The sequence below is a fragment of the Phenylobacterium sp. genome (assembly GCF_965284355.1).
In the GTDB taxonomy this organism is placed as follows: Bacteria; Pseudomonadota; Alphaproteobacteria; order Caulobacterales; family Caulobacteraceae; genus Phenylobacterium.
The window spans coordinates 2,043,375-2,067,138 of sequence record NZ_OZ260078.1; the positions used below are offsets into that span (position 1 = coordinate 2,043,375).

Annotated in this window: 26 protein-coding genes; 13 read left to right on the plus strand and 13 right to left on the minus strand. The window is 69.5% G+C overall.

Features of this window, described 5'->3' with window-relative positions; all coding sequences use genetic code 11:
- The first annotated feature begins 60 nt into the window (after positions 1-60).
- Positions 61-1,191: a helix-turn-helix domain-containing protein gene (locus ACQ66R_RS09940; protein ID WP_430421526.1), complete on the plus strand. Its 1,131-nt coding sequence runs from the start codon at positions 61-63 to the stop codon at positions 1,189-1,191.
- A 140-nt stretch (positions 1,192-1,331) separates the two neighbouring features.
- On the opposite strand, the gene ACQ66R_RS09945 is transcribed toward ACQ66R_RS09940, so the two are convergent.
- Positions 1,332-2,780 (minus strand): AMP nucleosidase, encoded by a 1,449-nt coding sequence (locus ACQ66R_RS09945; RefSeq protein ID WP_430421528.1) that lies wholly within the window; start codon positions 2,778-2,780, stop codon positions 1,332-1,334.
- 98 nt (positions 2,781-2,878) lie between these two features.
- Between ACQ66R_RS09945 and ACQ66R_RS09950 the strand changes: the two genes are divergently transcribed.
- The 3 genes from ACQ66R_RS09950 to ACQ66R_RS09960 all read left to right on the plus strand — a co-directional run bounded on the left by ACQ66R_RS09950 (position 2,879) and on the right by ACQ66R_RS09960 (position 6,163).
- Positions 2,879-4,135, plus strand: coding sequence for a dicarboxylate/amino acid:cation symporter (locus ACQ66R_RS09950; protein WP_430421529.1), 1,257 nt, complete (start codon positions 2,879-2,881; stop codon positions 4,133-4,135).
- 167 nt (positions 4,136-4,302) lie between these two features.
- The gene (locus ACQ66R_RS09955; protein WP_430421531.1) at positions 4,303-5,685 is read left to right on the plus strand and encodes a putative bifunctional diguanylate cyclase/phosphodiesterase; all 1,383 of its coding nucleotides are present in this window, start codon (positions 4,303-4,305) and stop codon (positions 5,683-5,685) included.
- A 181-nt stretch (positions 5,686-5,866) separates the two neighbouring features.
- Positions 5,867-6,163: a DUF805 domain-containing protein gene (locus ACQ66R_RS09960; RefSeq protein WP_430421533.1), complete on the plus strand. Its 297-nt coding sequence runs from the start codon at positions 5,867-5,869 to the stop codon at positions 6,161-6,163.
- 61 nt (positions 6,164-6,224) lie between these two features.
- Here the strand turns inward: ACQ66R_RS09960 and ACQ66R_RS09965 are convergent, their stop codons facing one another.
- The gene (locus ACQ66R_RS09965) at positions 6,225-7,421 is read right to left on the minus strand and encodes an acyl-CoA dehydrogenase family protein (RefSeq protein ID WP_430421535.1); all 1,197 of its coding nucleotides are present in this window, start codon (positions 7,419-7,421) and stop codon (positions 6,225-6,227) included.
- Positions 7,422-7,537: 116 nt separating this feature from the next.
- Between ACQ66R_RS09965 and ACQ66R_RS09970 the strand changes: the two genes are divergently transcribed.
- Complete coding sequence (locus tag ACQ66R_RS09970) at positions 7,538-8,155, plus strand: DUF938 domain-containing protein (protein WP_430421537.1); 618 nt, start codon at positions 7,538-7,540, stop codon at positions 8,153-8,155.
- Here ACQ66R_RS09970 and ACQ66R_RS09975 read toward each other — a convergent pair.
- Entirely contained in the window at positions 8,152-8,571 is a 420-nt protein-coding gene (locus ACQ66R_RS09975; protein WP_430421539.1) for a PaaI family thioesterase, read from the minus strand. The two genes, ACQ66R_RS09970 and ACQ66R_RS09975, sit on opposite strands and share 4 nt — an antisense overlap.
- A 91-nt stretch (positions 8,572-8,662) precedes the next feature.
- Here ACQ66R_RS09975 and htpX point away from each other — a divergent pair, with 91 nt between their 5' ends.
- Positions 8,663-9,595: a zinc metalloprotease HtpX gene (gene htpX, locus ACQ66R_RS09980; protein ID WP_430421541.1), complete on the plus strand. Its 933-nt coding sequence runs from the start codon at positions 8,663-8,665 to the stop codon at positions 9,593-9,595.
- A gap of 4 nt (positions 9,596-9,599) precedes the next feature.
- On the opposite strand, the gene ACQ66R_RS09985 is transcribed toward htpX, so the two are convergent.
- On the minus strand, positions 9,600-10,571 hold the full coding sequence (locus ACQ66R_RS09985; protein ID WP_430421543.1) for a DUF6607 family protein: 972 nt from the start codon (positions 10,569-10,571) through the stop codon (positions 9,600-9,602).
- 14 nt (positions 10,572-10,585) lie between these two features.
- Positions 10,586-12,775 carry a TonB-dependent hemoglobin/transferrin/lactoferrin family receptor gene (locus ACQ66R_RS09990; protein WP_430421545.1) on the minus strand — a complete coding sequence of 730 codons (2,190 nt, stop codon included), beginning with the start codon at positions 12,773-12,775 and terminating at the stop codon, positions 10,586-10,588.
- Positions 12,776-13,061: 286 nt separating this feature from the next.
- Here ACQ66R_RS09990 and ACQ66R_RS09995 point away from each other — a divergent pair, with 286 nt between their 5' ends.
- Complete coding sequence (locus ACQ66R_RS09995; protein WP_430421547.1) at positions 13,062-13,499, plus strand: SRPBCC family protein; 438 nt, start codon at positions 13,062-13,064, stop codon at positions 13,497-13,499.
- A gap of 42 nt (positions 13,500-13,541) precedes the next feature.
- Here the strand turns inward: ACQ66R_RS09995 and ACQ66R_RS10000 are convergent, their stop codons facing one another.
- Positions 13,542-14,489 (minus strand): SDR family NAD(P)-dependent oxidoreductase, encoded by a 948-nt coding sequence (locus ACQ66R_RS10000; protein WP_430421549.1) that lies wholly within the window; start codon positions 14,487-14,489, stop codon positions 13,542-13,544.
- A gap of 174 nt (positions 14,490-14,663) precedes the next feature.
- Here ACQ66R_RS10000 and ACQ66R_RS10005 point away from each other — a divergent pair, with 174 nt between their 5' ends.
- The gene (locus ACQ66R_RS10005; RefSeq protein WP_430421551.1) at positions 14,664-15,566 is read left to right on the plus strand and encodes an AraC family transcriptional regulator N-terminal domain-containing protein; all 903 of its coding nucleotides are present in this window, start codon (positions 14,664-14,666) and stop codon (positions 15,564-15,566) included.
- 59 nt (positions 15,567-15,625) lie between these two features.
- A complete protein-coding gene (locus tag ACQ66R_RS10010) occupies positions 15,626-15,829 on the plus strand; it encodes a hypothetical protein (protein WP_293362513.1) in 204 nt (67 codons plus the stop codon).
- Between the two features lie 9 nt (positions 15,830-15,838).
- On the opposite strand, the gene ACQ66R_RS10015 is transcribed toward ACQ66R_RS10010, so the two are convergent.
- Genes ACQ66R_RS10015 through ACQ66R_RS10025 form a run of 3 tightly spaced genes read right to left on the minus strand, consistent with a single transcriptional unit; the run spans position 15,839 to position 17,019 of the window.
- Positions 15,839-16,222 (minus strand): MmcQ/YjbR family DNA-binding protein, encoded by a 384-nt coding sequence (locus tag ACQ66R_RS10015; RefSeq protein ID WP_430421553.1) that lies wholly within the window; start codon positions 16,220-16,222, stop codon positions 15,839-15,841.
- Positions 16,223-16,243: 21 nt separating this feature from the next.
- Entirely contained in the window at positions 16,244-16,633 is a 390-nt protein-coding gene (locus ACQ66R_RS10020) for a nuclear transport factor 2 family protein (protein ID WP_430421555.1), read from the minus strand.
- Positions 16,630-17,019 (minus strand): hypothetical protein, encoded by a 390-nt coding sequence (locus ACQ66R_RS10025; RefSeq protein ID WP_430421557.1) that lies wholly within the window; start codon positions 17,017-17,019, stop codon positions 16,630-16,632. Before ACQ66R_RS10025 ends, ACQ66R_RS10020 begins: the two co-directional genes overlap by 4 nt.
- 58 nt (positions 17,020-17,077) lie before the next feature.
- On the opposite strand from ACQ66R_RS10025, the gene ACQ66R_RS10030 reads away from it, so the two are divergent.
- Positions 17,078-17,617: a TetR/AcrR family transcriptional regulator gene (locus ACQ66R_RS10030; protein WP_430421559.1), complete on the plus strand. Its 540-nt coding sequence runs from the start codon at positions 17,078-17,080 to the stop codon at positions 17,615-17,617.
- Here ACQ66R_RS10030 and ACQ66R_RS10035 read toward each other — a convergent pair.
- On the minus strand, positions 17,614-18,498 hold the full coding sequence (locus ACQ66R_RS10035) for a hypothetical protein (RefSeq protein WP_430421561.1): 885 nt from the start codon (positions 18,496-18,498) through the stop codon (positions 17,614-17,616). The genes ACQ66R_RS10030 and ACQ66R_RS10035 overlap by 4 nt on opposite strands.
- Before the next feature lie 110 nt (positions 18,499-18,608).
- Complete coding sequence (locus ACQ66R_RS10040; protein ID WP_430421563.1) at positions 18,609-19,868, minus strand: serine hydrolase domain-containing protein; 1,260 nt, start codon at positions 19,866-19,868, stop codon at positions 18,609-18,611.
- 116 nt (positions 19,869-19,984) lie between these two features.
- On the opposite strand from ACQ66R_RS10040, the gene ACQ66R_RS10045 reads away from it, so the two are divergent.
- Together ACQ66R_RS10045 and ACQ66R_RS10050 are read left to right on the plus strand one after the other, a co-directional pair.
- Complete coding sequence (locus tag ACQ66R_RS10045; protein ID WP_430421565.1) at positions 19,985-20,947, plus strand: exonuclease domain-containing protein; 963 nt, start codon at positions 19,985-19,987, stop codon at positions 20,945-20,947.
- A gap of 63 nt (positions 20,948-21,010) precedes the next feature.
- Entirely contained in the window at positions 21,011-21,646 is a 636-nt protein-coding gene (locus ACQ66R_RS10050; RefSeq protein WP_430421567.1) for a NeuD/PglB/VioB family sugar acetyltransferase, read from the plus strand.
- A gap of 11 nt (positions 21,647-21,657) precedes the next feature.
- Here the strand turns inward: ACQ66R_RS10050 and ACQ66R_RS10055 are convergent, their stop codons facing one another.
- The gene (locus ACQ66R_RS10055; protein WP_430421569.1) at positions 21,658-22,437 is read right to left on the minus strand and encodes an SDR family oxidoreductase; all 780 of its coding nucleotides are present in this window, start codon (positions 22,435-22,437) and stop codon (positions 21,658-21,660) included.
- A complete protein-coding gene (locus ACQ66R_RS10060) occupies positions 22,434-22,757 on the minus strand; it encodes a hypothetical protein (RefSeq protein ID WP_430421571.1) in 324 nt (107 codons plus the stop codon). The genes ACQ66R_RS10055 and ACQ66R_RS10060 overlap by 4 nt, the downstream gene beginning before the upstream one ends.
- A 94-nt stretch (positions 22,758-22,851) precedes the next feature.
- Between ACQ66R_RS10060 and ACQ66R_RS10065 the strand changes: the two genes are divergently transcribed.
- On the plus strand, positions 22,852-23,757 hold the full coding sequence (locus ACQ66R_RS10065; RefSeq protein ID WP_430421573.1) for a LysR family transcriptional regulator: 906 nt from the start codon (positions 22,852-22,854) through the stop codon (positions 23,755-23,757).
- The last annotated feature ends 7 nt before the right edge of the window (positions 23,758-23,764 follow it).

Consider the following 23,764-nt stretch of genomic DNA (forward strand, 5'->3'; position numbering starts at 1 on the left):
TAGAGGGGTAACAGTTCTCGCTTTGGGGGCTGTGCGATGCCGTGGCTTGAGGCGTTCGCGATGGATCAGCGTCTTCGGTTTGTGGGTGAGTGTCTGGCGGGCGAGGCTTCGATGACGGAGCTTTGCGAAGCGTACGGGATTAGCCGGCGCGTGGGCTACAAGTGGCTGGGTCGGTATGCGGCGGAGGGTCCGGCGGGGCTGGCGGATCGCTCGCATGCGCCGTTGAGGCATGGCCGCTCGACGTCGCCGGAGTTGGCTGAGAAGATCGTGGAGTTGCGGCGGGCGCGGCCGCACTGGGGGCCGCGCAAGATCGTGGCGCGGCTGGAAGCGCTGCATCCGGACCTGGCGTGGCCTTCGCACTCGACGGCCGACGAGATCCTGCGCAAGGCGGGGCTGGTGAAGGGCCGGCGGCTTCGGCGGCGGGCGCCGGTGCGGGCTGGAGCGCTGGTGACGCCGGAGCGGCCCAATCAGGTGTGGGCGGTGGATCACAAGGGTTGGGTGCGACTGGGCGACGGGTCGCGCTGCGAGCCGCTGACGCTGGCGGACGCCTACAGCCGCTTCCTGCTGACGGTCTCGGCCGGCGGCGGGACGTCGGCGGCCGAGGCGCGGCCGGTGATGGAGCGGGCCTTCCGCACCTATGGTCTGCCGCAGGTGATCCGCTCCGACAACGGCCCGCCCTTCGCCACCGCCAGCCCCACGGGCCTCTCGGCGCTGTCGGTCTGGTGGATCAAGCTGGGCATCCAGCCCGAGCGCATCCTTCCTGGCCGGCCGCAGGAGAACGGTCGCCTGGAGCGCCTGCATCTCACCCTGCTCGAGACGCTCTCGCCGCCGGCCGCCGATCGAAAGGCTCAGGCCCGGCGCTTCGCCGCCTTCCGCGCGGAGTACAATCACGACCGGCCTCATCAGGCGCTCGACCAGCTCACCCCCGCCCGGTTCTACAGCCCCTCGCCCCGGCCCATGCCCCGCCGCCTTCCGGAGCCCGAGTACGGATCAGACCTCGCGGTCCGCAAGGTGCGCACCACCGGCGAGATCAAGTGGCGCGGCGAACTCGTCCAGATCAGCCACGCCCTCGCCGGCGAGGGCGTGGCTATCGAGGAGATCGACCACGGCTGGCGCGTCTGGTTCTACCGCCAACCCATCGGCCTCATCGATCCACACGGCCGCAAACTGTTACCTATCCAACCGGGCTAATCTGTTACCCATCATGCCGCTAGACAGCCGAAGGCGATCAGGGTGAGGGAGTAGCGATCCTCCCCGCCCTCTCAGCCTAGCCCACACCGCCTCACCCTGGCCGCTGGCGCGGCCTCTCCCTCCCCATCAAGGGAGGGAAATCACCGGAACGGCGGCTCGTCGAAACTGCGGAGCTTGCGCGAGTGAAGGCGGCTGCCTTCCTTGCGGAGCAGGTCGATGGCGGCCAGGCCGATCTGCAGGTGCTGGCCGATAGCGCGGTCGTAAAAGGCGTTGGCCTGGCCCGGCAGCTTGATCTCGCCGTGTAGCGGCTTGTCCGAGATGCAGAGCAGCGTCCCATAGGGCACCCGGAACCGGTAGCCCTGGGCCGCGATCGTGGCGCTCTCCATGTCGATCGCCACCGCCCGGCTCTGGTTGAACCGCAGCGCGCTGGACGAATACTTGAGCTCCCAGTTGCGGTCGTCGGTGGAGACCACCGTGCCGGTCCGCAGCCGCTGCTTCAGCACATCGCCCGTCTCGCCGGTCACCTGCTCGGCCGCCGCGTTCAGCGCCAGCTGGATCTCGGCCAGCGGCGGGATCGGAATCTCGGGCGGCAGCACCTTGTCCAGCACATGGTCGTCGCGCAGGTACGCGTGCGCGAGGACGTAGTCGCCGATCTTCTGGCTGCCGCGCAGGCCGCCGCAGTGCCCGATCATCAGCCACGCCTGGGGCCGCAGCACCGCCAAGTGGTCGCATACCGTCTTGGCGTTGGACGGGCCCACGCCGATGTTCACCAGCGTGATCCCCGCCCGGCCGGGCGCGATCAGGTGATAGGCCGGCATCTGGTGCTTGCGCCACGTGCCCGCCGCCACCGCCGCCTCCGGATTGGGCGTATCGGGCGTCACGTAGACATGACCCGCCGCCGACAGCGCCGTGTACGGCCCGCCGGACTGCAGCTGCTTGCAGGCCCAGCTGACGAACTCGTCCACATAGCGGTGGTAGTTCGTGAACAGGATGAACTGCTGGGTGTGGTCGGCCGGCGCGCCCGTGTAGTGGGTCAGCCGGGCCAGCGAGAAATCGGTGCGCAGGCCGTCGAACAAGGCCAGGGGGCGCGCCTCGTCCTCCAGGCCGATCCAGGCGCCGTCGACGATCTCGTCGCCGATGTAGGCCAGCTCGGTCGTCGGGAAATACCGGGCGATCTCCACCGAGCTGACGTCGGCCATGGCCATGTCGGCCGGATCCAGCACGTAGGGGAACGGGATTTCCTGGTTCGACCGCCCGACCTCGAGGGTGATGTCGAACCCTTCCTGCAACAGCGTCAGCTGCTCGATCAGGTAGTCGCGGTACAGGTCCGGCCGCGTCACCGTGATCGCATAGCGGCCGGGCGCCGGAATCCGCGCATAGGCGCGGCTGGTCCGCGGGTACGGCAACCCGGGCGGCCAGGTCAGGCGCAGTTCGGGATAAACAAAGGCCCCGCCGCGCCGCAGGGCGCCGTCGGGAGGTGGGCCGCCCGCGAGGAAGGACTTCAGGGCGGTTCGGAGCGAGTCGACGCTATGGCGGTACTCAGTCTCCAGCCGATCAACGATGCCGGCTGCGTCTTGCTTCTTCATCACGCGGCTTATAGCGCCGCTCCGTGACGGTTGCGACTCGCCACGCTGGACGAAGCGTCGCTTCCCGGCGACAAAGACCCCCGAACTCCTCAGGAATGAGCATGAATCGTCTCTTCACCGCCTTCATCGTGGGCGCCATGGTCCTCGGTGTCCTCGTCGGCTGGGTCCTCAACACCACCCTGCCGGCCGCCGAAGCGGCCGCCTGGGCGGGCAACCTCCAGATCATCACCGACATCTTCCTGCGGCTGATCAAGATGATCATCGCGCCCCTAGTGTTCACCACTCTGGTGGCCGGCATCGCCCACATGGGCGACGCGTCCGAGGTGGGGCGCATCGGGGTCAAGACGATCGGCTGGTTCATCGTGGCCTCGGTCGTGTCGCTAACGCTGGGCCTGGTGATGGTCCACATCCTGCAGCCGGGGTCCGGGCTCAACCTGGCGCTTCCGCCCGATGGCTCGGCGGCGGCAGGTGTCGACGTCGGCAAGTTCACGCTCCGCGAGTTCGTCACCCACCTGGTTCCGGCGTCGATCTTCGACGCCATGGCGCGCAACGAAATCCTGCAGATCGTGGTGTTCTCGGTCTTCGTCGGCACCGCGGTATCCGCCATCGACGACAAGGCGCCACAGGTGCTGGCCGTCGTCGAGCAGGGCGCCCAGATCATGCTGAAGGTGACCGGCTACGTCATGAAGACCGCGCCGTTCGCGATCTTCGCCGCGCTCGCCGCCTCCATCGCCACCAAAGGCATCGAGGTGCTGTTCACCTATGCCAAGTTCGTCGGCGGCTTCTACCTGTCGCTGGGGATCCTCTGGGGCCTCCTGATCCTGGCGGGCGTCGTCATCGTCGGGCCGCGGATCCTCAAGCTGATCGCCCAGATCCGCGCGCCGACCTTGCTGGCCTTCTCCACGGCCTCGTCCGAGGCCGCCTACCCGCGCACCCTGGAAGAGCTCCAGAAGTGGGGCGTGAGCCGCAAGGTGGCCAGCTTCGTCCTGCCACTGGGCTACTCGTTCAACCTCGACGGCTCGATGATGTACTGCACCTTCGCGACGCTGTTCATCGCCCAGGTCTATGGGATCGAGATGACGGTGGCGCAGCAGTTCACGATGCTGGGGCTCTTGATGGTGACGTCCAAGGGCATGGCGGGCGTGCCGCGGGCCTCGCTGGTGGTGATCGCGGCCACGCTCACCTACTTCGACCTGCCCGAGGCGGGCATCGCCCTCATCCTCGCCGTCGACCATCTGCTCGACATGGGCCGCTCGGCCACCAACGTCGTCGGCAATTCGATCGCCTCGGCCGTCGTCGCGAAGTGGGAAAAGCAGATCGAGGTCCCCGCCGAGGAGCCTGCGCCGGCGAGGGTGTGACACGCCTACTCATTTTGAGTGGCGGCAAGACGGCGCAAGGGAAATCACCGTGCGCCGAGCGGCGTGCGCCCCCGGCGTCCTAACGGCCGGTAACCCTATCCCTCAACGCGGAATTAGCCCCGTTCGATGATGCTCGGCATGGAGAGAGAACTCCTTCCAGAGCATCCGTGGCGCAACTGTCCGACAGACTTTCCGAGCTGGCCGCTCGCGTGGCCGAGCTGGAGGCCGAGCGCGAGCTGACGCTTCGGCTTGCCCAAACGGACTCGCTGACCGGCCTGGTCAACCGCGGCGCCTTCACCTCGGGCCTCTGCGAGCGCCTCGACGAGGCGCGTGCGGCCGGCGGCCAGGTGGCCCTCTTCGTCATCGACCTCGACCGCTTCAAGAGCCTGAACGACAGCCTGGGCCACCACGCCGGCGACATGCTGCTGGCCGAGCTGGGCCAGCGACTCCGCGAAGACGCCTTGCCCGGCGAGTTGGTGGCCCGCCTCGGAGGCGACGAGTTCGCCGTCATCTCCAGCGCTCCCGACATCGCCGCGCGCGCCGAACGGCTGATCCAGACGCTGGGCCAGCAGCACATCATCTATGGTCGCACGGTCGCCTCGGGCGGATCGGTCGGCGTGGCCGTGTTCCCCCGCGACGCCAGCGACGCGGTCGACCTGCAGCGCTTCGCCGACATGGCGCTCTACCGGGCGAAGTCGGGCGGCGGGCGGCGCTGGCATTGCTTCGACTCCGACCTGCGCGCCGCCTCCGAGGCCCGCCGCACACTCGAGGCCGAACTGCGCCGCGCCATCCCGGCCGGCGAGATCGAGCCCTGGTTCCAGCCCATAATCGACGCCATGACCGCGCGCATGGTCGGCGTCGAGGTGCTCGCCCGCTGGCGCCACCCCGAGAAGGGCCTCTTGGCCCCCGGCGCCTTCGTGCCCATGGCCGAGGAACTGGGCCTGATCCGCACCATCGACGAGGCCGTCTTCGAGGCGGCCTGCGCCACCACCGCGCCGTGGGTGGCCGACGGGCTGATCGAGGTGGTGTCGGTCAACGTCTCCCCGCGCGACCTGCTGGACCCCGGCTTCTCGCGCAAGCTGATCGGCCGCCTGGGCAAGACCGCGTTGCCGGCCACGGCCCTGACCGTCGAGATCACCGAGACCTTCCTGCTGCAGGACCTGGCGCTGGCGCGCCGCCACATCGAGCGCCTGGCCGCGCGTGGCGTGAACGTGGCGCTGGACGACTTCGGCACCGGGTATTCCAACCTGCGCGCCCTGATGCACCTGCCGATCCAGACGGTGAAGCTGGACCGCTCGCTGATCGACGACGTGGGCCGCGACGCGCGGGTCTCCAAGCTGGTGGCGGCCATGCTGCACGCCGCCCGCTCGCTGGGCGTGCGCATCGTGGCCGAAGGCGTCGAACACGAGAGCCAGGCGCTGTTCCTGCGCTCGGCCGGCTGCGAACGCATGCAGGGCTACTTCTTCGCCAGACCCATGTCGGCCGACGCCATGGAAGCCATGCTGCGTGAAGCCAACGGCCCCGCCCTGCCGCTGGCGGTGGCGAGCTGAGGGCGACCTTCCGGGGGGCGCCGCCCTGCCTGGCGAGAACGCAGCGCCGTCTCCCGACCCGTAGGCGATCTTTAGGAGGTCCGCTAAGAGATGTTCGGTGACACACCCACTTCCCCGAATACTCAACCTACGCCTTCGGCGGGGCTACTTTTGGGCCGGGCTTCTTGCCTTGGCGGCGGCTGTGGCCCTTCTGGCCAAGCCATTTCCTTGGTTGCTCAACGGCGGGTTTGTTCCTGTATGGCTGCTTCTACACGCAGCGCGCCTCCATGATTTCGGTCGCTCGGGAATGTGGGCCTTCGCACCCATCATCGCGTTCCTCGGGTTGCTAAGCGGGCTCGCCACTTTGAAGCCTCCCAGCGTGGTCTACGGTGGACTGGCCATCGCAGCTTTCCTTGGACTGGCCGCCTTTACGCTCTGGGTTGGCGCCAGGCGCGGTGATCCCGGCGCGAACCGCTTTGGCCCAGGTCTAGCCGCTTAGCGGACGTCCGCTGCGCGACGGGACATTGCCAACCGCGCCCCCGGGGCAGACGCGCCCCGACTCAGAGCCCCAGCTGGCGGGCGATGATGTTCTTCTGGATCTCGTTCGTGCCGCCGTAGATCGTCTGGGCGCGGGTGAAGAAGTAGCTGGCTGTCCCCGGCGCCGCGAAGGCCGGAATGTCCTCCAGCCCGGCGCGCCAGTCGGCGCGCTCGCGATCGGCGAAGAACGGCTGGGCGTATGGGCCGGCCAGCTCCAGGTAGCGCTCGGTGATCTTCTGGGCCGTCTCGGTGGCGGCGATCTTGATGATCGAGGCCTCGTCGCCGGGGGCATCGCCGTTCGTGAGCGGCGCCAGCGCGCGCAGCGTCGTCATCTCCAGGCCCATCAGGTCGATCTCGGCCTCGGCGGTGCGACGCCGCAGGCCCGAGCCCTGCCGCGCCAGCTCGTCCCCCCAGGGCGCCTCGGCCGAGGCCTCGCGCAGCGCCTCCAGCTGGCGCCGCTTGCCGGCGACGTGGGCGTAGGAGGTCCGCTCGTGGTTCAACAGGTGCCGCGCATAGGTCCAGCCCAGACCCTCGTCGCCGATGCGGTTCTCGACCGGCACGCGGACGCCGGTGAACGTGATGCTGTTCAGGTGGTGGCCGCCGTCGATGGTGATGATCGGCTTCACCTCGATCCCCGGCGTCGCCATGTCGATGCAGAGGAAGGTGATCCCCGCCTGCTTCTTGCCCTCGTCCGAGGTCCGCACCAGGCAGAAGATCCAGTCGGCGTAGTGGCCGTTGCTGGTCCACGTCTTCTCGCCGTCCACGATGTAGTGGTCGCCGTCGCGCACGGCGCGGGTGCGCAGCGACGCCAGGTCAGAGCCGGCGTCCGGCTCGGAATAGCCCTGCGCCCAGAACGTCCGCGACGCCAGGATATCGCCCAGCCAGCGGTCCTTCTGCGCCTGGGTTCCGAAGGTGTAGATCACCGGAGCCACGTACAGCAGCCCCATCGGCGACACGCCCGGCGCCCCGGCCCGCTCCAGCTCCTCGTCGAAGATGAAGCGTTCGGCCACGGTCCACCCGGTGCCGCCATAGGCCTTCGGCCATCCCGGCGCCAGCCAGCCCTTTGCGCTCAGCGCCCGTTCCGAGGCGACCAGGTCGGCCTTGTCCAGCGTCTGGCCGTTGGCGAGCTTGGCCAGGATGTCCTGCGGATACTCGGTCTCGAAATACGCCCGAACGGTCGCCCGGAACGCGTCGTCCTGTTCGCTGGCTTCAAGGTTCACGCCGCTCTCCCGTCCATCCGCATCTTCTCCCGACTAGACCGCACTCGCCCCTGCGTCAGGAAAGCCCGAACTGTCCGGCCCTCGCCCGCCGCCGCCGGGGCGCGGTAAGAGACCTCATGTCCGACACTCCACCCTCCGGCGCCCGGGTCTCGCCATCGACGGCGCGCAATCGCGAGCCGATCCTCAAGGCGCTGGCGCCGCGCCTGCCTGCCCGCGGCCTGGTGCTGGAGATCGCTGCCGGCGCCGGCGAGCATGCCGTCCACAACGCCGCCGCCCTGCCCCACCTGCAGTGGCAGCCCACCGACCCGGACCCGGAGGCGCTGATCAGCATCGCCGCCTGGCGCGATCACGCCGCCCTGCCGAACCTCCTGCCGCCCCTGCGCCTCGATGCGTCCGATCCGGACAGCTGGCCCGTCGGCCACGCAGACGCGGTGGTGAACATCAACATGATTCACATCTCGCCGTGGTCGGCGACACAGGGGCTGATGACGGGCGCCGCGCGCCTGCTGCCATCGGGCGGGTTGCTCTACCTCTATGGCCCGTACCTGGAAGCCGACGTCGAGACGGCGCCAAGCAACCTGGCCTTCGACCAGAGCCTCAAGGACCGCAATCCCGCCTGGGGTTTGCGCCGCCTGGAAGATGTCGCCGCGCTCGCCTACGGGTACGGCCTCACGCTGGCCGAACGCATCGCCATGCCCGCTAACAACCTCTCGCTGGTCTTCCGGAAGCGCTAGCTCAGCGCCTTCTTCGCCGCCGCCTCGACCGCATCACGCGGGATCAGGCGGATGGTCGAGCTGGCCTTGGCCAGCACCTTGCCCTCGGGGTCGAGCAGGCGGCCCTCGGCGAAGCAGGTGGCGCGGCCGCGCCGCTCGATCCAGCCCTCGGCGGTCACGCGCCCCGGCCGGGCGGGCGCGAAGTAGCTGACCTTCAGCTCCAGCGACATCGGGGTCATCTCGGGCATGAGCGAGATCGAGGCGTGCGCCATAGCCGCGTCGATCCAGCCACAGACGAAACCGCCCTGCGCCACCCCGCCCGAATGGCACATCTGCGGCCCGACCTCGTACTCGATGACCGCCTTGCCATCCTCCAGGCTCACGACGCGTATCTGGCCCAGGGTCGACTGCAAGGTGGCGGCGACGGCGTCGGACATCTGGTTCTCTCCCACATACGCGTACGCTCTTTCATACGCGTACGACCGATCCCATATGGTGGCCTAGGTTTAGAACCACTTCGCAAGGACCATGAAGAACCACCTTCGCACCTTCACCCTGCTCGCGGCCATGACGGCCCTGTTCCTGGGCGTGGGCTATCTCATCGGCGGGGCCACCGGCATGCTGATCGCCTTCGTGCTGGCGGCCGGCATGAACGTGTTCAGCTACTGGAACGCCGACAAGATCGTGCTCTCCATGTACCGGGCGACCGAGGTCGACGCCTCGCACCCTGAGCCGCTGATCCGCAACTATGTGAACGACGTGCTGGAGCTGGCGGCCCGCGCCAACATGCCGGCGCCCAAGGTCTATGTGATCGACCAGGACCAGCCGAACGCCTTCGCCACCGGCCGCGATCCGGCGCACGCCGCCGTCGCGGCGACCCGGGGCCTGCTCAGCATGCTGGACCGTCGCGAGATCCGGGGCGTGATGGCCCACGAGCTGGCTCACGTGAAGCATCGCGACACGCTGACCATGACCATCACCGCCACCATCGCCGGCGCGATCGGCATGCTGGCCAACTTCGCCTTCCTGTTCGGCGGCCGTGACGAGGAAGGCCGCCCCACCGGCATCGTCGGCATGCTGGTGATGATGATCGTGGCGCCCATGGCCGCGGCCCTGGTGCAGATGGCGATCAGCCGCGGCCGCGAGTACGAAGCCGACCGCGAGGGCGCCGAGATGGCCGGCGATCCCCAGGCGCTGGCCTCGGCCCTGCAGAAGATCGACGCCTATGCGCGCGGCGGCTACTTCAACGCTGACGCCGAGCGCAATCCGGCCACCGCCCACATGTTCATCATCAACCCGCTGGCCGGCAGCGGCACGGACAACCTGTTCTCGACCCACCCGGCCACCGAGAACCGCGTCCGCGCCCTGATGCAGATGGGCGGGCAAGGCCCAGCGGTTGCCCGCGTGCGCGCCAGCGCCGTGCCGCTGACGCGAGCCCGCCGCGCCGGACCCTGGAGCTAGCGGACTACTTCAGCGCCGCCAACGGGCGGGCCTTTTCGGCGCTGGCGATCAAGGCCCGAGCCTCGGCCGAGGCCCGGGTCGCGTCGATCCGGCCTTCGGCGATCTCGTCAGCCAGGCCCATCAGCTTGGGACCCGTCACCGATCCGGCCTGAGCCTCCTCGGTCACAGCCACGCCGCCGCCCTTGGCGATCGCCTGGTCCCAGGCGCCCCGCACGTCGGCCCAGTAGCCCTTGGTCTTGGTCCAGTAGTCGTCCGCGGCGGCCACGTTGTAGCCGTTGAACCGCTCGTAGGTGTTGACCACCACCTCGTGAACGTAGGTCACCGGCTTGCCGTCGCGCACGCCCACCTTCGCGTTGTCCTGCTCGTGCACCCAGCCGTTCGGCGTGAGGGCATGGCGGTTCACACCGACGTACCAGGTGTAGGCCGGGTGACGCACGGCGTCGCGCCGGGCCAGGGGGCGCAGGGTCTGGTCGCTCTGCCAGCGGGCGACGCCGTGGTCGTAGACCCACTTGCCCACGCCGCCGTAGCGGGGCGAGTCGTCGGTCTGCCACACCGTCTGGGACCAAGCGCCTTTGCGTTGGGCCGCAGACACGGGCTTCTGGATCCAGCGGCCGGCGCTCTCATAGACCACCACCTTGGTCGGCTCGTACATCCAGTCCTGACGCCAGTGTTTCACGATGACGGGCGTCTTGTCCTCGCCCTCGACCACCAGCAGGTGCTGCAGGCTGATGAAGTCGCCGCGATCCTCGACCACGCGCACCACCTCGTGGCCGCCGCTCCGCTTCGGCTCCAGTGGCGTGTAGTCAGGAACGAACGCCGTCGTTTCACGCATGTCGAAGCGCACCTTGTAGTCGCCGGCCATTGCGAGGATCGACTGGCGGTCTTGCTCGGGCGGCTTGCCGGCGGCCAGCGCAGGCGCGGCGGCGGCGAGAGCAAAGGCGAAGCTCAGGGTGATGTAGGTTCGGCGCGTCGTCATGAGGGTATCCTTCGTCAGAAGTCGTAGGTGAGCGAGAGCGAAACGTTGCGGCCGGGCAAGGTGTAGGCGTCGCGGCTGGCGGCCGTGGACGACAGGCCCCGTGCGTCGTTCCAGTAGGCGTATGTCTCGTCCCCCAGGTTGAAGACGCCGGCTCGCGCGGTCAGGCCGTCGGCGACGCGCCAGAAAGCGGTGACGTCGATCACAGTCGAGGCGGTTGGGCGGAAGCACGCCGGCGTGCAGGCCACGGCCACGCGCTCGGCCGCCTTGCGCTCGGTTCGCACGACGGTCAGCTCGCCGCCGAAGCGCCCTTCGCCGTCGCGATAGCTGACCCCGGCGGTCACCTTCACCGGATCCACCGAGTCCAGCGGCGCCTTGGTCGGGTTGTAGGTGTCGCCTTTGGCGTAGGCGACGCCCAGGAACGCACCCAGGCCGTTCTCCAGCTTCAGCCGCGCACGGCCCTCGATCCCGTGGATCTTCACTTTGCTGAAGTTCACGTACTGGAACACGCCGGGATTGGTCGGCGTGAACGCGCCCGCCACCTGCACCTGCTCGATGAAGTTCTCGTACTCGCCCGAGAACCCCACGACCTCCACCGACCAGATCGGCGACACCCATCGGGCGCCGACCTCGAGCGCCTCGCTCGTTTCCGGCTTCAGATCGGGATTGGGCAGGGAGGTGTAGTTCTGGATCGGGTTGGAGAACACGTTGTTCACCTGGGAAGGCGCCGGCGCCTTGAAGCCCCAGGCGTAGTTGGCGAACAGCCGGGTCTGCTCGGTCGGCTTGAACACCACGCCCAGCTTCGGCGAGACCCGCCCGCCGGAAGAGTCGGCCGGCGCGAAGGTCGGCAACAGGGGGTCGGCCTTGGGGTTCAGGTCGTAGTGGTCGTAGCGCAGGGCCGGATAGACCATCAGCCGGCCGGCGGCGAAGGCGATCTCGTCCTGCACGAACGCGCCGACCAGGACGTAGTCGGTGGTCGGGAACGCCCGGGTCGGGAAAGGTTCTCCGGCCGGCGGCACGGTCCCGTCGCGAAGGCCCGTCTGGCGCGTCTTCGAGGCGTCGAAGCCGTAGATCAGCCTGTGCTCGACGGCTCCGACGGCGAACCCGCTCTCAAGTTGCGCGGCCACGCCCAGGATGCGGTTGTTGAAGGTGTTCCGCCGCGTGCGGTCGGCAGAGACGTTGCGGTCCTCCGCCGTGAACTGCGCCGACCTCGAATCCTGCCAGTAGGCCGACCAGGCGACGCGCTCGACCGGCCCCCCGTCCAGCGTCAGGCGCTGGTCCAGGGTGATGCGGTCGCGTTCGATGTCGTCGGCCGCATGCAGCGCCAGCACGCTGGCCGCGCTCAGCGGCGGCTTGGCGATGCCGCTGAGCACGTTGGTGTCGATGTTGCGGTCGAAGTGTTCGGCGCTCAGGCGGATCCGGTTGTTGTCCGAGGCCTCGTAGACCAGCTTGCCCAGCAACGAGCGGGTCAAAACATCCTGGGGGTTGGCCGTCGTGCGGTCGGTGTTGGCCGCGTCGTTCGACCCTTGCGTTTCGGTCTCATGGCCCTGGCGGTAGGCATAGGCGAGCATCGCCGAGACCCGGCCCTGGCGACCGGCGACGATCGTCGTCCCGCCGAGACTGCCGTCGGCCGAGCCGTAGACGCTGCGCACCCGGCCGCCGAAGCTGGCGTCACCCTTCAGAAAATCGGCCGGATCCTTGGTGGTGAAGCTGACCGCCCCCGCCACACCGTCGCTGCCATAGAGGGCCGATGCCGGACCGCGCAGGATCTCCACCGACTTCATCAGGTCCAGATCCTGATAGTCCCCGCGGCCCGTCGCCTGTGCGCCAAAGCTGAACCCGTCCGGCACGCGCACGCCGTCCACCTGGATCAGCACACGGTTGCCTTCCAGGCCGCGGATGTTGAACCCGGCGTTGCCGTCGCGGCCTGTCGCGCCCAGCGCCGCCCCGAACCGCGTCGGACTGGACCGAACCGACACGCCGGGCTCCAGCTTCACAACGTCGCGGATGTCGGCCGCCAACCGATCTTCCAGGTCTTCGGCGGTGATCACACTGATCGTCGCCGGGACCTCGCTCTGAAGCTTCTCGGTCCGCGAGCCCAGGACGGTGACAGGGTCGACAGACGCGGCCGCGTCCCCCTCGTCTGCGAGGGCCGGCACAGCCGCGAGCACGATCGCCGAAGCGAAGCCGAACAGGGCAAGGCGCATGAAAGTCCGATCTCCGAGCTGAACTGGAAGCGCTCTTATTGCGAATGATTCTCAGAATCAATCGTATTGTCGATCGGATCGCATTGGAGGTGCGACAATTTGGCGGCGACACGTTTTCGCCGCCATCGGGCAGGCTACCTCCTGTCGGTTGAACCGCGCTGCAGTCCGGAAGGGGGAAATCCCGAAACGGGCTCGGATCGGCTCAACCTCCGCGTTTGGCAGGGTGCATCCAAACTCGGGAACTTCGTCGTTCCACAGAAGGTTGGTTGTCGAGTTGAGCACGCCCATGACGACGCTGAAGCACACCCTGGACATCGATGCGCCGCCCCATGAGGTCTGGCGCGTCCTCACCACGCCCGAGCTGGTTCGAGAGTGGGCGGCCGCCTACCAGGACGGCCTGCACATCCGCACCTCCTGGCGCGAAGGCGAGGAGGTCACCTGGAAGGAAGCCGGCGGCCGCACCCGCGCCCGTGGCGCCGTCACCGCCGTCCGCCCCGAGAAGCTGCTCAAGTTCGAGTACACCGAGGGCGTGGTGGCGCCCGAGGGCCGCTCGTTCTGCGACACCTTCGAAATCACCCAGAACGGCCGCATGACCCGGCTCGACTTCACGACCGGCCCCTACGCGGCCAACGACGCCCCAGCCCTGGATCGACAGGCCGAGGACGCCATCCGCGAGATCAAGAGCCTCGCCGAAGAATCCGCCCAGATCCACGGCGTCCGCTAAGGACGCCCCCTTCTCTCCGGCCGGGAGAAGGGGGCGCCGTTTTCAGCTCTTGAAGGCCTCGCCCACCATTTCCTCGCTCTTCGCCCAGAGCGCCTTGGCCCGTGCGGGGTCCAGGGCGTACGAGCGGATGCCGCCGCGCAGGCCTTCGGCGTCGACCACCTCGGCCACGTGGCAGTCTTCGCAGTATCGGCCGCCCACGGCCTCGGCCGGCGCCACCACGCCCGCCCAGACCGAGGTCGCCGCGCCCTGCGGAATGGTCTTCCAGCGGAACGCCGTCGCCCCGCCGGCCGGGGCGGCCTGGGTCGCGGCGGTCAGCATCTGCTGGCGCACCTCCTCGGTCATGTAGCGGCCGAGCTCGGTCTGGATGCCGCCGGGATGCACCGCCGTCGCCCGCACGCCGCGGTCCCTGTGGCGCCGGTCGAACTCCACCGCGAACAGCACGTTGGCGGTCTTCGACCGACCGTAGGCGACGAACTCGGCATAGGGCGTGCGCTCGAAGTTCGGGTCGTCCAGGTCGACGTCCGAGAAACGGTGACCGGCCGACGACAGGTTCACCAAACGCGAGCCGGGCGCGAACAACGAGGCGATCCGGTTCACGAACACGAAGTGGCCCAGGTGGTTGGTCCCGAACTGGGTCTCGAAGCCGTCTGCGGTCTTGCCGAACGGTGTGGCCATGACGCCGGCATTGGCGATCACCAGATCGAACGGCTTGCCCGCCGCCGCCAGCGCGTCGGCCGCCGCGCGGACGCTGGCCAGCGAGGCGAGGTCCAGTTCGATCAACTCGAGGCCGGGGATGCCGGCCGTCACGGCGCGGGCCTTGGTCAGATCGCGGGCCGCGCCGGTCACCTGCGCGCCATGCGCCGCGAGCGCGCGGGCCGTCTCGACGCCCAGGCCGGCCGAGACGCCGGTGACCAGCACACGCTTACCGGTCAGGTCCACGCCCTCCAGCACCTCGTCGGTCGTGCTGTCGTGTCCAAAGGCCTTGCTCATGATCGTTCTCCGCATTGGGGCGACGGCAGGGCCGCGCCGTTGTCCGTGAATTTGGCGGCGAACGTCTCATCACGCGCGCCCAATCGCCTCGAACCGTTGCCTGATCCTCTCACCGAAGCCCTTCGCACGCGTCCGGCCCTTGCGCGTATAGGCATACGATCCGATCATCCGACCATGGCCGACCTGCTCGAATCCCTGCGCGCGACCGCCCTGCGCCACGCCGCCGACACCCGAACCGCCACGCCGCTTTCGGGCCTGTTCATCCATCGGGCGGAGGCGCCTTCGGGCCTGATGTCAGGCGTCTACGAGCCGATGGTCTGCCTGGTCCTTCAGGGCGCCAAGGAGGTGCTGATCGGCGATCAGGTGCTGCGCTACGATCCCCAGGGGTACTTCATCGCCTCCCTCGACCTGCCGGCCGCCGGCCGCATCGTCGAGGCCAGCCGAGACCGGCCCTACCTGGCGGTCAGCCTCCGCCTGTCGCGCGACGTGCTGGCCTCGCTTCTGCCCAGCGTGCCTGCCCCGCCCGAACGGCCCGACGCCCGGGCGCAGGCGTTCGCGGTCAGCCCCGTCACCCGCGACCTGGTCGATCCCTGGACCCGGCTGATCGCGCTGCTCGATACACCCGCCGACCTGCCGGTCCTGGCGCCGCTGATCGAGCGCGAGATCCTCTACCGGCTGCTCCAGGGGCCGCAGGGCCCGGTCCTGCGCCAGATCGCGACCGGCGACAGCCGCCTCTCCCGCGTGCGCCGCGCCGTCGAGTGGATCCGCACCCACTTCGACCGGCCCATGCGCGTGGAAGACCTGGCCGACCTGGCGGGCATGAGCGCCGCCTCGTTCCACCGCCATTTCAAGGCCGCCACGGCCATGAGTCCGTTGCAGTTCCAGAAGACGCTCCGCCTTCAGCACGCCCGCAACCTGCTGATCGCCAGCCGCGACGTCAGCCGCGCCGGCTACGCCGTGGGCTACGAAAGCGCCTCGCAGTTCAGCCGCGAATACGCCCGCCACTTCGGCGCCCCGCCTGCCCGCGACGCCGTGCGCCTGCGGGGCGAGACCGCCGCCCTCGAAGCCCTGACCTGACAGGTTGACGTCACGGGCGGCTTGGCAGGGCCGGCGCGGATGGGGCAAGGTCCGCCGCGATGCCTGACGAACGCAAGAGAGACCGCTACGCCATCCGCCCGGACAAGTCCGGCTTCACGGTTTTCGTCATCTGGACCAGCGAGCCGGCGATCGTGGGCGGCGCGCCCCAGGTCGGCTTGTCCGAGGAAGACGCCCGCCACACCCTGGGCCTGCTCAACGAACAGTCCCGCCGTGGCGACTCGTCGATGCGGCGCAATCCCTGAGGCGGGCGCTCAGCCCAGCGCCGCCAACTCGGCCCTCTGCTTTTTCGTCAACCCCTTGCAGATGAGCCGGTAGCTGCCCTCGGCCAGCCGCACGATCTCATCGGCCGGCACGTCGCTGTCCAGGTCGATGCTGATCCAGAACCGCCGGTCCAGATGCGAGCGGTGGCCGACGCCCGCGTACTGCTCGCGCAGGATCTCGGCCAGATGGGGATCGCATTTGACGATCACGTTCTGGGGTCCGCGCACCGCCAGGATCGCGAACATCTTGCCCATCACCTTGTAAAGGATCACCAGCGGCTCGCGGCCGCGCGAGGCGGTCATCGGCTCGCCCACGGCTCCCGGCAGCGCCTCCAGCCGCGCCTGCAGCGCCAGCGTCTGTGGACCCAACTCCATGGCTGGAGCGTACGGCGGGGCTCAGGCCTTGGCCAGTTGCTCGCCCATCAGCCGGTGCAGCAGGTTGATGGCCTTCAGCGGCCGGATCATCACCTTGAAGTGGACAATCCGCTCGCCGTCCGGCGTGCATTCGATCAGGTCGACGCCGTTGATCGTGATGCCCTCGATCTGCGTCTCGAACTCCAGCACAACGCCGGTCTCGTTCGCCCACTCGCGGGTGTAGCGGAAGCCCTCGCCCCCGAGCACCGACAGCGCCCCGACCAGGTACTTGAACGTGATCTCGCGCCCCCGCTGCGGCGTGTGCACCACCGGGCTCTCGAAGACCGCGTCTTCATCCAGCAGCGCCCAGAGCACCTTCGTGTCGTGGCTCTCCATGTAGGCGCGCCAGCCGTCGATCGCGGGCAAGGTCATGCGATGTTCCCCCAGAGGCCAAAGACGATCAGGCCCAGGCCGACCGCATAGAGCGCCCAGCCCGGATGGCGGCCGCGCGTGCCCCAGAAGTTGCCGACCACAGCGAACAGATACGACGATCCGACCAGCAGGCCCACTGCCAGCTTGGCCTGCGGCCCCACCGCCGTGACGGCCACCAGCATCAGGGCTGCCCCGCCCAGCAGCCAGTTGAACGTCGAATACTGCAGCAGCGCCGCCGTCAGCCGCCGGATCACCGGCGACAGCCGCGTCTGCGCGGTCACCGGCGCCACCATCAGCTTCTGGGTCAGCACGCCGTGGATCACCGCCACGCCGCCGCCGATCATTCCGGCCCACAGGAGGGCCCAGTCCTGAACCTGCATGACCATACACTTATGTATGGTCGGAGCGCTTGGCGAGTCAATACACTCGTGTATGGTACCCGCGATGACCCCAAAGCGGCTCTCCAGGAACGCGTGGCTCCGTCACGGCCTGCTCACTCTGGCAGGCGAGGGGCACAACGGGCTGAAGGTGGGCGCGATGGCCGCGGGCCTGGGCGTGTCGCGCGGCAGCTTCTACTGGCACTTCGCCGACATCGACGACTTCCGCACCCAGCTGCTGGCCGCCTGGCGGAAGGCCACGACCGACCAGGTGATCCGCGACCTCGACGCCCGCGCCACGGGTCCTGGAGGATTGAAGCTGCTGCTCCAGCGCACGATGCGCCCCGGCCGCAGCCTCGAGCGGGCCGTCCGCGCCTGGGCCGCCGAAGACGCCCAGGTCGCCGCAGCCCTCGCCGAGGTCGACAGCCGCCGCCTGGCCCGGGTCGAAACCCTGCTCACCGACGCCGGCGTCCCCGCCGATCGCGCCGCGCCGCGCGCCGCCTTCCTCTACTGGGCCTACCTGGGTCAGTCGGTGGTCATGGACCCGCGCCACAACGCCATCCCGCCCGAGGCCCTCGACGACATCGCCGCGCTGTTCGAGAGCTAGGCTCGCAGCCCCGCCGCGACCGCCCGGTTGGCCTCGTTCTCGGCGCGCCGCCGTGCGATTTCCTCGGGCGTCAGCCCGTCCAGGTTCATGTAGTCCCGCTTCCACCCCGCGACCGGCCACGTCAGCGGCGTCTGCACGGTCGTCCGCGGCGCCGTTGCGCTCTCCAGCAGCGCCAGCGCCATCTCGATCACCAGGTCCTGCGAGCCAACGTCCCGCGGCAATCCCGCGGCGTTGCCCAGCGGCACGTCCGAGAACAGGAACCTGGGCGCCCCCACCTGCTCCACGACATCCTTCGCCGCGCCCACGACCACCGTGGCGACGCCCGCCGCCTCCAGCGTACGCGCCACCAGCGTCATCGACTGGTGGCAGACAGGACAGTTGGCCACCAGCACGGCGGCGTCGGCGCCGTCCTCCCGCACCCGGGCCAGCACCTGCGGCGCATCGACCTCCAGGGTGTGCCGCTGGCTGCGGTTGGTGGGCACGCCGTGGAAGCGCGCCGCCACCTCGCCGATCCGCCCGGCCGCCGCCGCCCTCTGCAACGCCCGCAGCGGGAACCAGCAATTCTGGTCGTCGGATAGGTGTGCCTGGTCCACCGCCACGTGGCTGACCCGCAGGTCGTGCGCGACGCTCACGTCCCCCGACCACACCTCATAGAACTTGGCCGCCGCGTTGTAGGCCGCCCCTGGTCCCTGGTCGCCCAACTCGGGCCGATAGGGCGCCGCCGTCGTCAGCAGCGCCACTCGCGCCTCGGCCAGCCTCCGTCCCAATGGGGCGAAGGGCGTCTCCTCGAACGCCGCATACCGATACGGCGCATACCCCAGCGCGCCGTACCAGGCATGGGTGCGCGCGATGTAGTCGATGGGCGGGTCGGGCGACGACATGCGCCCAACCTACCGCAAACCCTTCCTGTTTGCGGCGGCGCTCTCGCACATGGTCGGTTCGTGTGGCGGGGCCCTCTCCCCCTTGCGGGGAGAGAGACCTGCTCGGCCCCCTACTTCACCAGCGCATCGTAGACCCACGTCCGGTTCTTCCGCTGATACTCCTGCGCCAGCTCGCGGGCCTGGATCATGAAGATCACGAAGGTCTCATTCTTCGGGTCGACCCAGAACTCGGTGCCGGCGATGCCCCACCACGAGAACGTCCCGTTCCCCGGCCGCTGAAGCTTGTCGTCGTTCACCAGGCTGAACCCGAGGCCGAAGCCCATGCCCGGACCGGGGAAGAACACGCCGGCGCGCCGGGTCTCGGGCGTCGTCTCGTCCTGCCGCATCCGCATCAGCGTCTCCTTCTTCAGGATCCGCACGCCCTTGTACTCGCCGTCCCCGGACAGCATCAGCGCGAAGCGTAGGTAGTCCTCGGCCGTCGACGAGAGCCCGCCGCCCGCCGACTGCATCACCGGCGGCTTGGTGTAGTCGAAGTACATGAAGGGCACGGCCGTCTTCGGCTCGGCGAACCGCGCCGCCTTGGCCGCGGGTTGCCAGAAGCCCGTGTCGGTCATGCCCAGCGGGCCCGTCACGCGCTCGCGAACCAGGACGTCAAGCGGCTTGCCGCCCGCCACCTCGACCACCGCGCCCAGCACGTCGGTCGAGCGCGAGTAGTTCCACGCCGTCCCCGGCTCGGCCTTCAGCGGCAGCGCCGCGATCAGCTTGGCGTACTCGCGATTGTTCACGTCGTTGCGGTTCTCACCGCCCGCCGCCCAGGCCTTGGCGATCGGCGCGTTCGGCTGGATGAAGCCGTAGATCAGGCCCGAGGTATGGCTCATCAGGTGGCGCACCAGCATCGGCTTGGTCGCCGGGACGCTGGACCCGTCGGCCTGCCACACCTTCAGGTCCTTGTATTCCGGCAGGTACTTCGAGACCGGCGCATCGACGTCCAGCTTGCCCTCTTCGACCAGCGTCATCGCCACGACCGATACGATCGGCTTGGTCATCGAGAAGATCCGCCAGATGGTCTCGGCGTCGGGCGTCTTCGTCTGGCCCGGCCCCTGCACGCCGAAGCCTTCCTGGAACGCCACCTTGCCCTTGCGGCCCACAAGCAGATACGCGCCGGCGATCTTGCCGCTGGCGACGTCCGCCTTCAGCGCCTGCCGCGCCACATCCAGCTTGGCCGGATCGAACCCCAGCGCCGCGGCATCGCCCATCACCAGCGACGACGCCTTGGCGTCCACGGCCTTGGCCGCGACCGCCGGCGATCCCGCGGCCACCGCCGCCGCCAACGCCCCGGCCAGCAATCCGACCTTTAGAAACCCCGCCATGTTTTCCCCCTCATGCTCTTTCGCGCCAGGGTAGCTCGCGCCCTCACATGTCTCCAGGATTTCAGAATGTCGCCACCCCTTGGCCTCGCCTGACGGGGTCGCCACACTGCGTCGGGATGACCGCGCCGATTCTGCAGGACCTGGCCCGACAGTACGGCCTGAAGCCGGCGTCCGCGCTCGACCCGTTGGTTGAGCCACGCGACAGGCCGCTGCCGTTCTCCCCGGCCGCCGCTGACCCCGACTTCGTCGTCATCGATGTCGAGACCGCCTGCAACCGGGCCTCCAGCATCTGCCAGATCGGCATCGTGGGGTTCGCGGGCGGCCGCGAGGTCTTCGCCTACGAGACCCTGGTCGACCCGCAGGACTCCTTCAGCCCCTTCAATACCCGGCTGCACGGCATCGGCCCCCAGCACGTCGCCGACCAGCCCAGTTTTCCGCGCCTGTATGGCACGCTGCTCGAACACCTGGGCGGCCGCGTCACGGTGGCCCATTCCAACTTCGACCAGGGCGCGCTCAATGCCGCCTGCCGGATCGCGGGGCTGCCGATGATCCGCAGCCGCTGGCTCGACAGCGTGAAGGTCGCCCGCCACGCCTGGCCCGACCTGCCGACCCACCGGCTCAACGCGCTGGCCAGCCATCTCGACCTGGAGCACAAGCACCACGACGCCCTCAGCGACGCCCGCGTCGCCGGCTGGGTGGTCGTCCGCGCCATGGAGACGACCGGCCTCGACCTCGCGGGCTACCTGGCCGCGCCCTGGAGAGGCCAGACCCCGCGGCGGGGTCGAAAGCTTCGCCCCGCCCCGGCCGCCAAAGGCCCTCTGGCCGGCGAGAGGGTCGCGTTGATCGCCTCGCCGCACGACACCGACCTGCCGGCCCGGATCGCCGCCGCCGGCGGCCGCGTCATGGCTGGCGTCGGCCGCACCACCACCCTGCTGGTCGTCGCCGGCCCCCGCCCCTTCTCCGCCGGGGTCCGCACCAGCGCCGACTTCCTCAAGGCCGAAGCCCTCGCCGCCGACGGCGGGACCATCAGCATCCTCACCGCCGACGAGCTGCGCGACCGCATCGCCGCGGCGGCATAGACTGCCGAGCCAGGAGACGAACCAGATGTCGGCCTGCCACGCTTTTTCGGACAGAGCCTAGGCATGCGGCCGCTGATCATGGTCGGGGCCGGGCGCGGATCGCTGCCCCGCATCGTCGCCGAGGCCGCGGCCGCCCGGGGCCGCCCCCTGTCGGGCTACGTGGAGTTCGGCGACAATCCCGAGCCGCCCACAACCCCGCTGGAGCGACTCGGCGACGCGGCGCTGCTGGATGACCCGGCCTTCCTGGCGGGCGTCGATCTCGTCGTCGCCGTTCAGGGCGCCGCGCGCCGGCCGCTCGCGCTCCAGCTGTTGCAGGCCCAGGCCAGCCTCCCGCCGCTGGCGCACCCCGCCGCCACGATCTCCACGACCGCGACCCTGGGCGCGGGCACGGTCGTGTCCGCCGGAGCGATCGTGCAGTCCGACGCCCGCATCGGTCGCTTCTGCCTGCTGAATACCGCCGCCTCGATCGACCACGACAATTCGGTCGGCGACTTCGTCTCGATAGCGCCAGGCGTCCACGCGGCGGGCTACGTCACGATCGAGGACGAGGCGTTCGTGGGCCTCGGCGCCGTCATCATCAACGGCGTGACCGTCGGCGCCGGCGCCACCGTCGGCGCGGGCGCCGTCGTGACCCGCAACGTCCCGGCCGGCGCCACGGTGGTCGGCAATCCGGCCCGCGTCCTCCCGCCGAAGACGTAGGGCCACACACGTCAGACCGTGGGCACGGTCCCCCCGTCGATGAGGAACTCCGCGCCGGTGATTGCGGCGGCGCGGTCCGAGGCGAGGAAGGCGATCAGGTTGGCCACCTCCTCCGGCTTCGCCGGACGGCCCAGCGGGATGCCGCCCAGCGAGTCCATGATGATCCGCTTGCCCCCTTCGCGATCAACCCCGGCCTCCCGCGCGAGACGGTCGGCCAGCGCCACGGACGCCTCGGTCTCGATCCAGCCGGGCGAGACGCGCACCACCCGCACGCCCCGGGGCGCGACCTCCTTCGAGAGGCTCTTGCTGTAGGTCGACAGGGCCGCCTTCGCCGCCGCGTAGGCAGTCGTCGCTTCCGGCAGCGGCATCACGCCCTGGATCGACGTCACGTGGACGACCACGCCGCCGCCCTGCTCGAGCATGCCGGGGACCAGCGCGCGGTCCAGGCGGACCGCGGGCATCAGGTTGAGCGCGAGCTCGCCGGCCCAGACATCGTCGCTCAGGGCCGCGAAACCACCGGCCGGGGCCGACGACCCGCCCAGCATATGGACCAGGATATCCACCCCGCCGAACCGCTGCCGCACCGCGGACGCGACCGTCTGACAGCCCTCAGCCGTGCTGAGGTCCGCGGCGAGGAAATCGTCATCCGCCGCGCCGTCCCCTCGCGACCTTGCGACCGTCAACACCCGCGCGTCCAGTTCGCGAAACAGGGCCGCCGTGGCGGCGCCTGCGCCGCGCGTCCCCGAGGTGATCAGGGCGCGCCTGCCCTCCAGCGACAGGAACCCGCTCATGCGCCGATCTCCAGCGAGCTGATCCCATGCGCGTCCAGCCGGAAGGCGAACTTCAGGACCGCCGGACTGCCGGGGAAGTCGCCGGTCACCTGCGCCTCAACCACCGTCGCACCGTCGACCTGGTCGGCGCTCAGCGGCTCCAGCACCGTCCGATAACGCGCCTTGGTCTCCGTCCAGCAGTCGCCGATCGCCTGGCGCCCGCGATAGGTGCGGCCCTCGTCGGTCACGGCGGCGTCGGGCGTGAACGTGCCGGTCAGGGCATCGCGCGCGCCCTCACGGTCGGCGTCGAAGTAGGTTTCAATCGCGGGGTGCAGGTCCATGCGTCGCTCCTGTGTCTGAGCCTGAAAGTTAGACCTCGACATTTGTCGCGATAAGCGGGACGAACTGGGATCATGCATCCCGTAATCCGCAACAATGTACCGCCCCGGCCTCGGTGACCTGGACGCCGTGCTGGCGATCGCCCGGCACGGCTCGTTCCGCCGCGCCGCGCTCGACCTCGGCGTCTCGACCACCGCGCTCAGCAACGCGGTGGCGAAGCTGGAAGCGGCCCTCGGCGTGCGCCTGTTCAATCGCACGACGCGCAGCGTGGCGCTGACCGACGCCGGGCGCGGCTTCGTGGACCAGGTCGGACCAGCCCTCCACGACATCCATGGCGCGATGGACTTCGCGCGCGGGCAGCAGGCGACGCCGTCCGGCGTCCTGCGGATCAACGCGTTCGCGACCGCCGCCCGCGAGGTCCTGTCGCCCCTGATCCTCGAGTATCTGCGGCGTCACCCCCAGGTGCACGTCGAGCTCGTCACCGAGGGCCGGCTGGTCGACGTGGTGGCCGACGGCTTCGACCTGGGGATCCGCGTCGCCGACCTGGTCCCTACCGACATGATCGCCGTACCCCTGGGACCCGCGCTTCGCTACGTGGTGGTGGGCTCGCCCGACTACCTTGAGGCCCACCCCGCGCCGCAGGTCCCGAGCGACCTCCTGGGCCATGCCTGCATCCGCGTCCGCCTGCCGAACGGCGCACCCTTCCGCTGGCCGTTCGACCTGCGCGGCGAGACCATCCACATCGACGTGGACGGGCCGATCACCCTGGACGAAGCCGGACTGTCGAGGACGGCGGTCCTGGAAGGGCTGGGCCTCGGGTTCTTCATGGAGCCCGACGTGCGCAGCGACATCGCGGCCGGCCGCCTCGTCCCCGTCCTCGACGCCTTCGCCCTGCAGCGCCCGCCGCTGTGTCTCTACTATCCGGGACGGCGCAACCCCTCGGCCGCCCTGAAGGCGTTCATCGCCCTGGCCCGCGAGGTCGGCGCCCACACAACACGCTAACGACTTC

Coding starts and splice junctions, on each gene's coding strand:
- ACQ66R_RS10005 (WP_430421551.1), top strand. CDS start 14,664: ATGGCCGACCTGCTCGAATCCCTGCGCGCGACCGCCCTGCGCCACGCC.
- ACQ66R_RS10065 (WP_430421573.1), top strand. CDS start 22,852: ATGTACCGCCCCGGCCTCGGTGACCTGGACGCCGTGCTGGCGATCGCC.
- ACQ66R_RS09940 (WP_430421526.1), top strand. CDS start 61: ATGGATCAGCGTCTTCGGTTTGTGGGTGAGTGTCTGGCGGGCGAGGCT.
- ACQ66R_RS10055 (WP_430421569.1), bottom strand. CDS start 22,437: ATGAGCGGGTTCCTGTCGCTGGAGGGCAGGCGCGCCCTGATCACCTCG.
- ACQ66R_RS10040 (WP_430421563.1), bottom strand. CDS start 19,868: ATGGCGGGGTTTCTAAAGGTCGGATTGCTGGCCGGGGCGTTGGCGGCG.
- ACQ66R_RS10045 (WP_430421565.1), top strand. CDS start 19,985: ATGACCGCGCCGATTCTGCAGGACCTGGCCCGACAGTACGGCCTGAAG.
- ACQ66R_RS09995 (WP_430421547.1), top strand. CDS start 13,062: ATGACGACGCTGAAGCACACCCTGGACATCGATGCGCCGCCCCATGAG.
- ACQ66R_RS09970 (WP_430421537.1), top strand. CDS start 7,538: ATGTCCGACACTCCACCCTCCGGCGCCCGGGTCTCGCCATCGACGGCG.
- ACQ66R_RS10025 (WP_430421557.1), bottom strand. CDS start 17,019: ATGGTCATGCAGGTTCAGGACTGGGCCCTCCTGTGGGCCGGAATGATC.
- ACQ66R_RS10010 (WP_293362513.1), top strand. CDS start 15,626: ATGCCTGACGAACGCAAGAGAGACCGCTACGCCATCCGCCCGGACAAG.
- ACQ66R_RS10015 (WP_430421553.1), bottom strand. CDS start 16,222: ATGGAGTTGGGTCCACAGACGCTGGCGCTGCAGGCGCGGCTGGAGGCG.
- ACQ66R_RS10000 (WP_430421549.1), bottom strand. CDS start 14,489: ATGAGCAAGGCCTTTGGACACGACAGCACGACCGACGAGGTGCTGGAG.
- ACQ66R_RS09950 (WP_430421529.1), top strand. CDS start 2,879: ATGAATCGTCTCTTCACCGCCTTCATCGTGGGCGCCATGGTCCTCGGT.
- ACQ66R_RS09985 (WP_430421543.1), bottom strand. CDS start 10,571: ATGACGACGCGCCGAACCTACATCACCCTGAGCTTCGCCTTTGCTCTC.
- ACQ66R_RS10060 (WP_430421571.1), bottom strand. CDS start 22,757: ATGGACCTGCACCCCGCGATTGAAACCTACTTCGACGCCGACCGTGAG.
- ACQ66R_RS10035 (WP_430421561.1), bottom strand. CDS start 18,498: ATGTCGTCGCCCGACCCGCCCATCGACTACATCGCGCGCACCCATGCC.
- ACQ66R_RS09975 (WP_430421539.1), bottom strand. CDS start 8,571: ATGTCCGACGCCGTCGCCGCCACCTTGCAGTCGACCCTGGGCCAGATA.
- ACQ66R_RS10030 (WP_430421559.1), top strand. CDS start 17,078: ATGACCCCAAAGCGGCTCTCCAGGAACGCGTGGCTCCGTCACGGCCTG.
- ACQ66R_RS09990 (WP_430421545.1), bottom strand. CDS start 12,775: ATGCGCCTTGCCCTGTTCGGCTTCGCTTCGGCGATCGTGCTCGCGGCT.
- htpX (WP_430421541.1), top strand. CDS start 8,663: ATGAAGAACCACCTTCGCACCTTCACCCTGCTCGCGGCCATGACGGCC.
- ACQ66R_RS10050 (WP_430421567.1), top strand. CDS start 21,011: ATGCGGCCGCTGATCATGGTCGGGGCCGGGCGCGGATCGCTGCCCCGC.
- ACQ66R_RS10020 (WP_430421555.1), bottom strand. CDS start 16,633: ATGACCTTGCCCGCGATCGACGGCTGGCGCGCCTACATGGAGAGCCAC.